Raw genomic sequence first — 12,753 nt, forward strand, 5'->3', positions numbered from 1 at the left:
TAAGATTTTAAATTTGCATGTTCATTTTCGCGCTTTCCACGATTTCACGTGCCCGATGATTGTAACAAGCCACGACGACCTGTTCAAAATCGGGATGTGCTATCAGGAAAGTCATTATTTCCCGAAGTGCTATCCGGGCGGCATCCTCCATCGGGTAACCGTAAACACCCGTGCTAATCAAGGGGAATGCTATCGTTTTCAACCCGTTCTTCGCCGCCAACTCAAGACTGTTGCGATAACAAGCAGCCAGAAGTTGCGGTTCCCCGTGTTGCCCGTCCGAATAAACCGGTCCCACGGTATGAATCACGTGCCGGGCTTTCAAATTATACCCTTTCGTGATTTTCGCCTCCCCGGTCTTGCACCCGCCTAAAGTCCGGCATTCAGCCAGCAACTCTTTTCCCGCCGCCCGATGAATGGCTCCATCGACACCTCCACCGCCTAACAACGAAGAATTGGCAGCGTTCACGATAGCGTCCGTGTCTAACACGGTAATATCCGCTTCTATAATTTTCAATCTCTCCATAGGATTATATTTTATCAGGAATCAACGTTTGTACCCGTTTCAAATCGAACGCGGCGAAACGCTTGTCCGGTTGTTCAAAACCACTTAATTGCAAATAAACTTTCACTTTCAATTGTTGCAGCGCTTTCCGGAACATATCCTCGTGATCAAAAGCCAAAGAAGGCATCTCGAGGATATCATACCAGCGGGCATCCGCCGCGTCATCCTGTCCCGAAACTTTCATACCGCGGGGATCCACCAAAGCGTAAAAAGCGACCGTGATCGTTCTTCCCCGGGGATCCCTGTCTATCGCCGAAAAAGCATGGAACTGATCCGCGAAAACATCTTTCATCCCAGTTTCCTCTTTCAGTTCGCGGGCAGCACACTCTTCAACCGTTTCGTCCATGTTCAGGAAGCCTCCCGGGAAAGCCCACCTTCCCTTGAACGGTTCGCCTCCCCGTTCGATAAGCAACACCTGCAACTTTTGCCCGTCAAAACCGAAAATAACGCAATCGGTGGTCACCGCCGGACGAGGATATTGATAACAATATTTTTCTTCCATAATCAAATTCATTTATACCCGTGTATTATACTCCCTCAACCGCCCGCGAAGTTTCATGCAATCGGGACAAACTTTCTTCATTAACGCCCAAAAGTCGGCGGAATGATTCTTCTCCACCGTGTGGCAAAGCTCGTGCAGAATGACATAATCGATAATCTCGTCGGGTAACTTCATGAGTTTCACGTTCAGACTGATGTTATCCTCGGCAGAACAGCTTCCCCAGTTCGATATATTGTTCCGGAAAGATAAATCCCTGTACCGGAAACCGAAGCGCTCCGCCAATTCCTTCACCCTGCCCGGCAAATATCGTTTGCTTTCCATGCGGTATACCTCCACGAGGAAACTCTCCACGTAAGGGGCTATTTTCGCGTAATCGGTATCGCGGGGAATATACAACCGAATTTCCGTGCCTTCTATCTTGTAGCGGGGACGCGGCTCGTCACAAGCGAGTACCTTCAAAACGTGGAATTTAGTCTTCACCTCGGAATCCATTCCCAGTCCCACCCCCGTGTCTTTCTCGTAAGTTTTGATCTTCGCGAGATTGGTCTTGATCCATTCCTGTTGCGAAAAGACAAATTCTTCCACTTTCCGCCCGCTCACCCCGTAAGGAACATTCACCCACACGCCTCTGCCTGGTGCCATACGCACCGAGAGGAAACGGATATTCATACCCCGCCTCACTTTCACTTTCGCTATTCCCGGTAAAATAATCTCGTCCTGCATCATTTAAAAAAAGAGGCCGTTTAAAAGCCTCTTTTCAGTCCTTAAAGTCTATAAGGTCTTCCCGATTAGTTAAGCATTCTTCTTGATAAGCTCGCTCAAACGAGTAAATTCACCATCTATCGTTTTCAACAAATCGATAGAAATCCCTTTATAGTATGCTTTCGCTTCTTTCTTGTCGTTAAAAGACTTACGACCGGAAATCTTGCTTCTCACTTCATTTCTATATTCAACCATGTCCTTCACGATATTGACAACCTCAGGGTCATTCTTCTCCGTGGTAGAATTGTAGTTCATACAATCAGCGATTACCGCGAAAGTCAAGTAATCAACATCTTTCTTCAATCTTCTTATACTTGCCATAACAAATGATATTTAATTTCTACAAAAGTAATAAAGATTATATCCAAATCAAACAAACGGACGACTAAAAATTACGTGGCAAAAGCGTCAAAATGCTTTTGCCACGGTTTATAAAGTTCATAAAGTTTATAAAGTAACGGGTGTCCTTCGGACAATATTTATCGGCAGCTTTGCTGCCGTAGACCAAGCGCCCGCAGGGTCTATAAACCTTATGAACTTTATAAACTTTATGAACCTTATGAACTGACTAAAACCGCCCCGCCTCCAGCAACATATCCAGTACCACCATAGCCGCCATGGATTCGACCACCGGAACCGCACGAGGCACAACGCAAGGATCATGCCGCCCGTGAGCGGAAAACCGGATTTCCTCGCCCGAACGGTTCACGGTTTGCTGTTCCTTCCCGATCGTCGCTACTGGTTTGAAAGCTACCCGGAAATAGACGTCCGCCCCGCTGGTGATACCGCCTAATATTCCCCCGGCATGATTGGTCAGCGGTTTAATCTGCCCGTTCTCGGTCACGAACACGTCATTATGCTCGCTTCCCCGCATCGCGGCGGCATGAAAACCTTCCCCGTACTCGAATCCTTTAGCGGCATTTATTCCCATCATGTAATACCCCAGACGAGCTTGAAAACGATCAAACACGGGTTCACCGACTCCCGCCGGAAGTCCCCGGATCACGCAACTCACCACGCCCCCGACGCTATCCCCGTCCGCCTTCACTTCCCGTATTAAAGTTTCCATCTCCCGGGCAATCCGCTCGTCGGGGCAACGTACCACGCTCTCGTCTATCCGGTTCAGTTCCAATTCCGTGTACGGTTTATTCACTTCCACGCTACCGATTCGAGAGGTGTAAGCCTGAATCGAAATACCGCGAGTCCGCAGTACCTGTTTCGCTATGGCACCAGCCACGACACGAGCCACGTGTTCACGGGCAGAAGAACGTCCTCCTCCCCGGTAATCCCGAATCCCGTATTTTGCCTCCACGGTATAGTCCGCGTGAGAAGGGCGATACACCTCTTTCAGCGCCTCGTAATCCCGGCTTCTTTGGTCTTGATTGCGCACGATAAACCCTATCGGCATCCCCGTGCTCTTGCCCTCGAATATGCCGGAGAGAAACTCTACACGGTCCTGCTCCGCCCGTGCCGTTGTCAAATCCGATTGTCCGGGTCTGCGCCTGTCCAGTTCTCGCTGCACTTCCTCCGGCGACAGGATATACCCTGCCGGACAACCGTCAACGATACCTCCCATCGCCTCCCCGTGCGATTCCCCGAATGATGTCAGCGTGTATAACTTCCCGATCGTGTTCATTGAATGCAATTGAAAATTGAAAATTGAAAATTGAAAATGAACGAATCACTGTCAATAATACAATCTCCAAGGGTTAATAAGGGAATCAAATGTATGAAAAAAAATGGAAAATCAAGATCACGTGAATCTTAATTTTCCATTTTCAATTTTCCATTTTCAATTGCATCAGTGGCAGCAACCGTCACTGCAACCTGAACCGCATCCGCCGTCGTCAGAGCCACAACCGTGACACCCGCCGCATTTGTGTGAATGCAAGGCTTCCAGTTCCTCGTCGGTCGCATCTCTTACCGCTAATACTTTACCCTTGAAATATAAATCTTTACCTGCCATCGGGTGGTTGAAGTCCATTTTCACGAAATCATCGCCCACCTCGGCAATCGTACCGTTCAAGTGACGTCCCAGACTATCCTGCATCGGTAACGTGTTACCGGGTTGCAATTCGTCAGCCTCTACCTCGGCAAATATATCTTTAGGCAATTCTACAATCATGTCCTCGTTTACCTCCCCGTACCCGTTAGCCGCCGGAATCTTGAAATCAAAAGAATTTCCGGTATTCAAGTTCAACAGGTTCATCTCGAAATATTCGAGAGTCTGTCCTTGTCCGCAAATAAATTCCAACGGAGTACTTGCATCCGCGATCTCGATTGGTTCTGCATCCGCTGCCGTTCTCAACTCATAGCTCACGGTCACATGCTTATTTTTTGTTATCATTTCTCAGTTATTTAATTATTCAAGTTGCAAAGATACAATTAAAAGCCGAAAGCGGAAAGTTAAAAAACAGGTAAAAAAATATCGGGATGTCAAGACACCCCGATATTTTTGCCCGTTTTTACCCGATACCCTACTAATCCACTATTACAACTCGGTTCATTGCTTTGTCCGAGAAATCGCTGACTCCGCCTTTGCCGACAACCTGAAGTTGGTTTGCATTCACTCCAAATTTCTTGACGAGAATATCGGCAACGTTACGAGCCCGTTTTTCACTCAATGCCTGATTGAATGCAGCCGAACCCGTGGCTTTATCCGCGTAACCGAATACTTTGTATTTCTTGTCCGGAGATTTCTTGATGATCTCGGCGTAAGATTTCAAATTCTCCATTTGACGTTTGTCGATATTTGCTTTATTGATAGCAAAGAATACATACAAAGCGGGGGCTTCCACCTCTTGTTTTACCACGGGGGTCTGTTCTTTCCGGCGAGCTTGTGCCAATTCATCCTCCAATTGTCCTATTCTACTGATAGCATCAGCCAAACGAGATTCAGCCGCGGTCAACATCGCGGGAGAAACACCCGTGTTAACGATTTCCTTTCTTTCTTTTCTGAAGAAACGATCCTTGAATTTATAAGTAAACCCGACGGTCACACTCACGAATCCCTCAGCCCGATGATTATCCACCTGACCATCAAACTCCTGCGGCACCAGATGCCCGTTGATATCCAAGTTAAAATCGAAAGCATCCGAAATACGGAATTTATTATTAATGCCACTCACGAACATAAATTTGGTACTACCGCCTCCCGTGTAAGCGTGCGCCATACCAAAACCGGCCAAAAATACAGTTTCATAAAAACGATCCGTACGATAACCGCCTATCCAGTTGGCTAAATTCACCATACCGTCAACATGTATGTTAAATTGATCCCATTCCTGTTTGTACAACCCGCGATTATCCGGCGCACCTTTGGCATAAATATTATTGGGATCATCCGTTAATCCCTTTAAAGTAAATCCCCCGGCTTGCAATCTCACACCGAAAGTTGGCATGAACCATTTCCCCACGGCTATATTAAACGCCGGAGTGATACGTCTTCCAAAACGGCTATGGTGATCACGTTCCCCAAAGTAAACCTGTCCCCCGGCACCTGCCGAAATAAACCAATTATCCCAGAAGCGATTAGTAACGAATCCTCGCCATGAACCGGCTTCTTCTTCTACTATAACAGTCTCTTTCACTTGTTGTGCTGAAGCGATTAAAGGCAAAACCACTACCAGCAGCATAAAAAATGTCTTTTTCATACTCTCTACATTATTTATAATTTTGTCGATTATTTGCTAATATATAGCTTGTTTATCATACCTCAAAATACGGTAACTCCTGTAAAAACGTTACACAAAACACAAACAAAAATTGTGTTAAAGTATATTTTAACATATTCATGCCCTTTACCTCCTAAAGCCAAAAACAAAAATAAACAATCCAACAACTTATTAATCATATAATAACACTTGATATTTCCTCTCTATTTCCGAAAACTTCACGAGTCACACGATCTTCATTTTTTTGCTACTCACCATTGCAGAATTCAAAAACATGCATTATATTTGCAACCGCAAAAGAAAATAACAGAGGTTGTTTTCATGCGTTCAAAATTAGGTCTGGTAGTTCAGCTGGTTAGAATACATGCCTGTCACGCATGGGGTCGCGGGTTCGAGTCCCGTCCAGACCGCAAAAAAACTTCGGAAATTAATTCCGAAGTTTTTTTATGCCTTTTCACGAAAGTAACTGATTCATCGACTCGCTCATACTGGGGTGAGTGTAAATGAAATCCCGCAAAAACGTGTAATCCAAATCCGCTTTCATCGCCAAAGCGACCAGATTAATCACTTCGCTTGCTTCCGGACCGAATAAAGTACACCCAAGAATTTTATTGGTTTTCTTGTCAATAATGACTTTGAATAAACCGTTGGTTTCTCCTAATATTTTCACTCTCGGGATAGCTGCCACGGGTAATTTCTTAATGATAATGTCAAGGTTTTGTTTACGGGCATCGTCTTCATTTATCCCGATACGAGCCAAAGGTGGATCAATGAACACGGAATAGCTCACGGGTAAACGGTCATTTTGGTCACGCTCCTTGTTACCGAATAGATCCTCACGGATAATTCGATAGTCATCCAATGATATATACGTGAATTGTAATCCGCCTTTCACGTCACCAATGGCACGAATGGCAGGTTGTGTAGTCCGTAAATGTTCATCTACAATAATAGCGCCCCGATCATCAATCTTTACCCCGGCTGCCTCTAAATTAAGCCCTGTCGTGTAAGGTCTGCGTCCCGTGGCCAATAATACCGCATCAGCCTCCAGACTAAACGCCACATTCGCTTGCATATCCATGAATTTAACAGATGCTTTATTCCCCGTGTTCACGATAGACTGCACCTTCGCACCCACGCGGAATACAATCCCTTTCTTCTCCAAGGCTTTTTTCACTTCTTCCGCGATATCCCTGTCTTCACGAGGTATAAGTTCGGGAAAGCCTTCCAGCACAGTCACCCGTGAACCGAAAGACGCATAGATCGATGCAAATTCCAACCCGACGTACCCGCCACCGACGATAACCAACTCGCGGGGAAGCCCGGTAACTTCCATTATCGAGGTACTGGTATACACGAACGGGTTGTTCTCGATTCCTTCTATCGCCGGAATAACTGTTTCCGCCCCGGTATTGATAAATATATGCTTTGATTTCAATTCCACTCTTTCCTCTTTCATCTGCACGACAACAATCTCGGGTGATACAAATGATCCCGTTCCGGTATACACGGTGATATTCGGATCATCCGCCAAGTTATGGAAATTTTTATCTCTAAGAGTACCGGTAACATCTTCTTTTATCGAGATTGCTTGTCGATAAAATTCTGCTTTTTCCTCGAAAGACGAGTCCTTTAACCGGGTAGCGAATTTCGCTTGATATACCAATGCCTTCGTGGGAATGCATCCGATATTGATACATGTACCTCCATACATTTTATCCGAACGTTCAATCATGGCAACAGTCCATCCTCGTTTTGCCAGATCAGCGGCAAGCGTCTTTCCGCCTTTGCCGAAGCCGATAATAATCGCGTCAAATTCTTTCATAACCTTCTATTTTAATTGATTCAAAACTCTTTTCGCGCTATCAGAGAGCACGACAAGCGCTCCCGCCAAAATAGCCGTATCTTTTATAACCAGTCGTCCCGCCCCCGTCAACAACGGGAAACCGTGTTCACCACTTCCCCAATCGGGAACCCATACTTCGGGAGTGGTCACGAGAAACTTGTACTCTCCCTCTTTCAACTTATAATCTTTATATTCCGGGGCGCTCTTCGTGTAAAAGAAACTCATAAAAGGACTATTAGCCACGAAAGGCACTATTCCCTCCGCCTCGTAATTCCAGAATTTCAGTCCGCCAATCCACACGAAAATCACAAGAATAGCTACCCGTATCAGGTTAATACCTAATTTCTGACTTGAAGCAGCAACACGCGAAAACGTAACAAACAAAGAAGATAATTTCGCCATTATTTTAATCTAAATTTAAGGGTTATACGTATGACACAAAATTCGTTCGTTTTTCCCTTTCAAAAAATGGCGATTTTTCCGTATTAGTTGGCGATTATTCCTGTTTTTCCCTATTCCGGTACTCGGATATGCTTTCTTGAGTCATTTTCTTGAAAAAGCGACTGAAAGCAGCCAAATCTTCAAATCCCAGAATATTACCGATTTCTTTCGCACTTTTACTCGTGTATAGCAATAGCCGTTTTGCCTCCGCCTCCACACGTTCATGGATTACCCGAAATATCCTTCAGCATGATAACTTGCTTCGGTGTCAACTTCAATTTCAAGACATTGGACGAACCGTTAAACAAGAACCCGTTACATGACACTTCACTATCATGCCCGAATATGCAATAAAAATTACTGTTAAAGAGTAAGCTCAAGTATTCCCCGTCCACCTCCTTCACCTCGATATGATGCAAAGGCGTCAGCGATATGAGTTCATTCTCGTCGATTCGCACCGCAACATGATCTATTTCTATCACCAACGACCCTTTCTGCACCCATATCAACTTGTACAGGCTCTTATTTCGCTTTAAAGATTCATTCTCGTGAAAATTGGAAGTCATAGCGACATTTCCGTTCAATCGTGTATTAAGACAATATTCCATCCCGATCCTATTTTGAAACAAAAATACAGAATAAAATCATTTATTTGTACCCCCCCCACCACATTCCGGGGAAATCAACCGGAGAAAAAGCGTAAATCAAGAATTACCACGCGATACTAGATACAACCGACACGAATACTCCCACGAGAATTACATGGATATGAACTACATTTTCAAAGAAAAGAAAGAAAGCAGTTGGCGAGGTGTATGTCTATGGAATAAAATGTGTGCACTGATAAACGAAACCAACTGCTTTCAAAACACTCAAAAAAGGCTATCACAGCCGTTTTGCAAAAATACTACGATTATTCCTATTATCAAAATAATTGAAAATATACATTATTCTATACCTAGAAATTTTGGTAATACTTTTTCTAATTCTTCACTCGTGATATTTCGGGCAATGACTCTATTATTTTCATCTACCATCAGATTAGCCGGTAACGACCAAATGCCATAATTCTCAATCATGATCTTCATTTTTTGTCCTCCAAGATCGGAAACCTGTATCCACGGAAGTTTATCATCAGCTATTGCTTTTAACCATAATTCTCTTTTTGTATCTAACGAATAGCTGATCACCTCAAATCCTCGGGCATGGTATCGTTCATAAATAGGTCTAGTCGCACGATTTTCCTCTCGACAACGTCCGCAATTAGAAGACCAAAAGTCTATTAATTTAATTCTTGAGCGGATTCCATATAACGATACCTCTTTTCCTTCGGGGGTAATCGAAACGAAATCCGGAACTGTAGCCCCGACAGCAATTTTTGCCAGTTTAGGCAATAATGCCGTTATATACTTTCCGGGAAGTGTTGTTTTCAATTCATCACAACAAAGATCAAATGCCTCTTGTACGTCACCTGCACTCATCCCCAAAGCCCTACGAGCCAAATCGTGTAAAACAAAAAATGTATTTCCATGCCTTTTCAAGAAAATACTCTTCTCTTGTTCCAACTCTTCCAATATCCTTGCTTGTTTTTCCCGAATTTCTCGAATTGCCACGGTATCACGATTCTTTGACGCTTCTGCAAATTCCCGTCCCGTATCATGTAATTTAAGCATCTTTTTTTCTTCTATTTGCATGAATTCCCGATTCAACTGTTGATTCCGTCCTCCACCACGAACCTCCGGTGCTTCCTTCAGCTTGAATCTCACGTCAAAAACCTCATTATTCTCTAAAAAGAGGCGTACCCCCATCCTCCCTTCAACAACTAAAAATGCGCAGGAGACTTCGTCTACACGCCCGTTCATAGTAAACTTTCCATCCTTTATTTCCACTTTAGTTAAGGTATCCCTTCCCTCATAAATATCCCCGACCAACAACGCTCTGCCTGTACTCATACCCTCCACACTCCCGTTAATTGTATATTGAGCCTGTAAACTACAAGCAATCAACACAAATCCGAGTAAACAACAACAATAAATAATTCCTTTTATTTTCATATTTCAGTTTCCAAACCATTATACAATAAATATATCTCAAAAATCTCGTTTGCCTTTCTGTGTATCGTGAAGGCTCTCCTGCCAAGCGAGACTTTTAGGAGATCCTTCATTCCGTTCAATAAAACATAAGCTGTAAAACAAACTTTTGATCCCGACCTATGTCACTTTTATTTACTATCCAAAATCGCAGCATACCTAGTCACATCTATATCATAAGTCATTTTCATATATTCCACAACCAAATCATACTTGTCATTTATAATCTGATACCCCTTCCGCTCTAAAGACTCCTCCGCATCCAAAGGAAACATTTCTCGAATCTTCTCTTTCGAGTAAAGCATGGCCAAACGAATCATATTCAAAAAATCCAATAAAACCCTTTCGCTTATTCTCTCCGGAATAGAAGCATAATCTGGATTCATTTCTTGTGTTATTACCGGACTCCCGGGGAAACGAATTTCTTTAACAATCCACGGCATCCATGTCGGAGTCCCATAATTAGTTGTAACCAAAGTAAAACTTTCAGAAACTTGTGGAGCAAACCCTCTGCGCAAAAAAGCATTTTCAGGATCTTTTTCAGGAGTCATACTTCCCGGCCTTAATCCCATGTCATAATTCTCTCTTGCTGTGACTTCATTCCAATAAGGATACTGTGCCCAAAACTCTTCTAACGAAACATACCGTATGCCTATTTTATCTTCATAATTCGACATATCTTCAAACCCCGGTGCTACTTTATATTCCCCACTCGTGAAACCGGTTTTTATTCCGGGATAACTAAATGTACAAGCCAGCGAATGAATCATTTTAGGCGTTAATTCTGCTTCCAACTCTTCGCTAGTAAAACTTAAACTCCAGTAATCAAAACCGGCCGTATTCAATTGTACATGCTTCTTATATGTAGGAGAAACCGGATTATTATCTCTATAATCATTTACCAGATACAAATAAAGCGGCAATTGTTTCAAATGCTCTTTATTCGTTTTGTCCAAAGACCCCAATAACCATTCTTTTACCAAACCAAGATAAACTTGAATATCTTCATTACTGGGTTCATTACACACATATCTGGGATTCGTTGTTCCGAAACTTTCAGTCCATGTACGATTCAAATCTGTACTATCGACATCTTTATAAATAATATACATTCCCCAGTCTTTGGCAATCTGCTCTATTTCTTTATCCCACGAGTTACTCCCTTGTGGAAATTCAAAACGTAACATACCAAACGAATCAATATTTCCCACGTTATCATCATCTGCACAAGATATACACCCTAGCAGAAATAACATAATCCAATATATCTGATTTTTAATCATATTCTGTTTCTATTAAATTATTTACAATTCTCCCTGAATATCATTTTGCTCCAAAGCCGGATTATTCTCGAAAGCTGACGCCGGAAGCATTAAAGTAAAACCGGGATCATTCTTCTCAAGAACATACTCGATTGGATTGTGGTTACGATCGTACCAAACATGTTTCAATTTTTCCATTCCGTAACGCCGTAAATCAAACCAACGATGATGCTCGAAACAAAGTTCCCGACGACGTTCCGCCCGCACAAATTCCACCAAATCCCCTACCTTTGCTACCGTCAACTCTATGTATGTACCCGTGGGATACCTTTTCTCCCGCAATTTATCCAACCATTGCAATGCTTTTGTCTGACAAACTGCATCACCTTCCGTCTTATATACCATTGCCGCCGCTTCCGCCGCATTCAGGTATGCTTCCGTTATTTTGAAGGCTATTCCCCAATCATTTCCCCATCCGGTGTTGAAATTATAATCCGTCCCTACTTTTAGTTTGCTCACGGGAATTCTGTATTTCGGTCCACTCTGTTTGGAAGTAATAGATTCCCATACCAGATAACGAGTCTTTCTTAAATCGTTCGGATCATAACTATTAATCAAATCATCCGAAGCCACACACACAACTGTCGATTTCTTAAAAGTTTCAGTTCCCTCCGTAACAACTACTGTTACCGAAGTTATCGCCAAACTGATAATATCATTCAGATCACCAAGCATAAAAATGACCTCCGAATTATTCCAATCATAATAATTCGGGTAAGAAAGATTACTATTCCGATCCGGTTCTTTTACCGTGTTCAAATCCTTTATCATGTAATCGTAGTTATTAATCACGGTTTCCGCATATCGCATCGCATCTTCCCAATTTTCCATATACAAATATACCCGGGACAAAAGCAATTGGATAAAAGGCAAATTAACCCGTTTGTTTTTACGTAGCTGCTTTTCATCCGGTAAAGTTTTTATCAGTCTTTCCGCTTCCCGCAAATCTCCCGTGATCTGGTCATATATTCTTTCCACTGTACTGCGCGGCATCGCATCCGTGGATAATCTCGATGTCAATTTCAAAGGAACTCCCGGTGCTTTTTTATCAACAGAATAAGGCTTCCCGTACAAATTAACCAAATGGAAATAATAGAAAGAACGTAAAGCTAAAGCTTGAGCCTTCACATCATTTTTTTCTTCTATTGTGCCTGCAACATCATCAAGATAATCCAACACGGCGTTACATCCCATTATCAAACGATATGAACTCGCATATGCATTCCCAAAACCCGATAGTTTCGTGAACATATCTTTCGACCACGAGAAAGCCAATAGTGCTTTATTAAAATCATTCTCACTCTCGTCCACAATAGTCATATCCGGACGGGCTGCAACGTCATCGTCAAATAATCCTAATGTACTGTATAACATATTGGATGTAATCTGTACAGGACTATGGTAAGCATCTCCCAACAACAATTCATCCAATGACTGAACCACCCTGGGCACATATTCGCTTTGTGATTTCGGTTCCAAAAAATCCTTGCAACCCAAGAATAACACCACCGATACCAACAGACTATATTTCATTTTTCTATTCATAGAGCATTA

Annotated in this window: 12 protein-coding genes, 1 tRNA gene and 1 pseudogene; 1 reads left to right on the plus strand and 13 read right to left on the minus strand. The window is 43.0% G+C overall.

The window, feature by feature from the left end; genetic code table 11:
• Positions 1–7: 7 nt before the first annotated feature.
• From CS948_RS16365 to CS948_RS16395, 7 genes are all read right to left on the minus strand, one after another.
• Positions 8–523: an O-acetyl-ADP-ribose deacetylase gene (locus tag CS948_RS16365; RefSeq protein WP_099292794.1), complete on the minus strand. Its 516-nt coding sequence runs from the start codon at positions 521–523 to the stop codon at positions 8–10.
• A gap of 4 nt (positions 524–527) precedes the next feature.
• The gene (locus tag CS948_RS16370) at positions 528–1,064 is read right to left on the minus strand and encodes an NUDIX hydrolase (RefSeq protein ID WP_099292796.1); all 537 of its coding nucleotides are present in this window, start codon (positions 1,062–1,064) and stop codon (positions 528–530) included.
• Positions 1,065–1,076: 12 nt separating this feature from the next.
• A complete protein-coding gene (locus tag CS948_RS16375) occupies positions 1,077–1,790 on the minus strand; it encodes a M48 family metallopeptidase (RefSeq protein ID WP_255302048.1) in 714 nt (237 codons plus the stop codon).
• Between the two features lie 66 nt (positions 1,791–1,856).
• Complete coding sequence (locus CS948_RS16380) at positions 1,857–2,147, minus strand: hypothetical protein (RefSeq protein WP_099292798.1); 291 nt, start codon at positions 2,145–2,147, stop codon at positions 1,857–1,859.
• Positions 2,148–2,394: 247 nt separating this feature from the next.
• A complete protein-coding gene (aroC, locus tag CS948_RS16385) occupies positions 2,395–3,462 on the minus strand; it encodes a chorismate synthase (protein WP_099292800.1) in 1,068 nt (355 codons plus the stop codon).
• A 165-nt stretch (positions 3,463–3,627) separates the two neighbouring features.
• On the minus strand, positions 3,628–4,173 hold the full coding sequence (locus tag CS948_RS16390) for a peptidylprolyl isomerase (protein WP_099292802.1): 546 nt from the start codon (positions 4,171–4,173) through the stop codon (positions 3,628–3,630).
• A gap of 133 nt (positions 4,174–4,306) precedes the next feature.
• Positions 4,307–5,479 carry an OmpA family protein gene (locus CS948_RS16395; RefSeq protein ID WP_227214931.1) on the minus strand — a complete coding sequence of 391 codons (1,173 nt, stop codon included), beginning with the start codon at positions 5,477–5,479 and terminating at the stop codon, positions 4,307–4,309.
• A 357-nt stretch (positions 5,480–5,836) separates the two neighbouring features.
• Here CS948_RS16395 and CS948_RS16400 point away from each other — a divergent pair.
• A tRNA-Asp gene (locus tag CS948_RS16400) sits at positions 5,837–5,910 on the plus strand.
• A 44-nt stretch (positions 5,911–5,954) separates the two neighbouring features.
• On the opposite strand, the gene CS948_RS16405 is transcribed toward CS948_RS16400, so the two are convergent.
• The 6 genes and pseudogenes from CS948_RS16405 to CS948_RS16430 form a co-directional block, all read right to left on the minus strand.
• Positions 5,955–7,325: an FAD-dependent oxidoreductase gene (locus CS948_RS16405; RefSeq protein ID WP_099292806.1), complete on the minus strand. Its 1,371-nt coding sequence runs from the start codon at positions 7,323–7,325 to the stop codon at positions 5,955–5,957.
• Positions 7,326–7,331: 6 nt separating this feature from the next.
• Positions 7,332–7,748 carry a DUF417 family protein gene (locus tag CS948_RS16410; RefSeq protein WP_099292808.1) on the minus strand — a complete coding sequence of 139 codons (417 nt, stop codon included), beginning with the start codon at positions 7,746–7,748 and terminating at the stop codon, positions 7,332–7,334.
• Between the two features lie 94 nt (positions 7,749–7,842).
• Positions 7,843–8,395: pseudogene (locus tag CS948_RS16415) on the minus strand (helix-turn-helix domain-containing protein).
• Positions 8,396–8,734: 339 nt separating this feature from the next.
• Positions 8,735–9,841, minus strand: a complete 1,107-nt coding sequence (locus CS948_RS16420; RefSeq protein WP_099292810.1) for a TlpA disulfide reductase family protein — start codon at positions 9,839–9,841, stop codon at positions 8,735–8,737.
• A 167-nt stretch (positions 9,842–10,008) separates the two neighbouring features.
• Positions 10,009–11,160 (minus strand): hypothetical protein, encoded by a 1,152-nt coding sequence (locus tag CS948_RS16425; RefSeq protein ID WP_099292812.1) that lies wholly within the window; start codon positions 11,158–11,160, stop codon positions 10,009–10,011.
• Positions 11,161–11,181: 21 nt separating this feature from the next.
• Positions 11,182–12,744: a RagB/SusD family nutrient uptake outer membrane protein gene (locus tag CS948_RS16430; protein WP_099292814.1), complete on the minus strand. Its 1,563-nt coding sequence runs from the start codon at positions 12,742–12,744 to the stop codon at positions 11,182–11,184.
• Between the last annotated feature and the right edge of the window lie 9 nt (positions 12,745–12,753).

It is taken from the genome of Butyricimonas sp. Marseille-P3923 (assembly GCF_900184685.1).
GTDB classification, from domain to species: domain Bacteria; phylum Bacteroidota; class Bacteroidia; order Bacteroidales; family Marinifilaceae; genus Butyricimonas; species Butyricimonas muris.

What these genes read in the sequence shown, in the direction of transcription:
- CS948_RS16365 (WP_099292794.1), bottom strand. Translation starts at nt 523, where the DNA reads ATGGAGAGATTGAAAATTATAGAAGCGGATATTACCGTGTTAGACACG.
- CS948_RS16370 (WP_099292796.1), bottom strand. Translation starts at nt 1,064, where the DNA reads ATGGAAGAAAAATATTGTTATCAATATCCTCGTCCGGCGGTGACCACC.
- CS948_RS16375 (WP_255302048.1), bottom strand. Translation starts at nt 1,790, where the DNA reads ATGATGCAGGACGAGATTATTTTACCGGGAATAGCGAAAGTGAAAGTG.
- CS948_RS16380 (WP_099292798.1), bottom strand. Translation starts at nt 2,147, where the DNA reads ATGGCAAGTATAAGAAGATTGAAGAAAGATGTTGATTACTTGACTTTC.
- aroC (WP_099292800.1), bottom strand. Translation starts at nt 3,462, where the DNA reads ATGAACACGATCGGGAAGTTATACACGCTGACATCATTCGGGGAATCG.
- CS948_RS16390 (WP_099292802.1), bottom strand. Translation starts at nt 4,173, where the DNA reads ATGATAACAAAAAATAAGCATGTGACCGTGAGCTATGAGTTGAGAACG.
- CS948_RS16395 (WP_227214931.1), bottom strand. Translation starts at nt 5,479, where the DNA reads ATGAAAAAGACATTTTTTATGCTGCTGGTAGTGGTTTTGCCTTTAATC.
- CS948_RS16405 (WP_099292806.1), bottom strand. Translation starts at nt 7,325, where the DNA reads ATGAAAGAATTTGACGCGATTATTATCGGCTTCGGCAAAGGCGGAAAG.
- CS948_RS16410 (WP_099292808.1), bottom strand. Translation starts at nt 7,748, where the DNA reads ATGGCGAAATTATCTTCTTTGTTTGTTACGTTTTCGCGTGTTGCTGCT.
- CS948_RS16420 (WP_099292810.1), bottom strand. Translation starts at nt 9,841, where the DNA reads ATGAAAATAAAAGGAATTATTTATTGTTGTTGTTTACTCGGATTTGTG.
- CS948_RS16425 (WP_099292812.1), bottom strand. Translation starts at nt 11,160, where the DNA reads ATGATTAAAAATCAGATATATTGGATTATGTTATTTCTGCTAGGGTGT.
- CS948_RS16430 (WP_099292814.1), bottom strand. Translation starts at nt 12,744, where the DNA reads ATGAATAGAAAAATGAAATATAGTCTGTTGGTATCGGTGGTGTTATTC.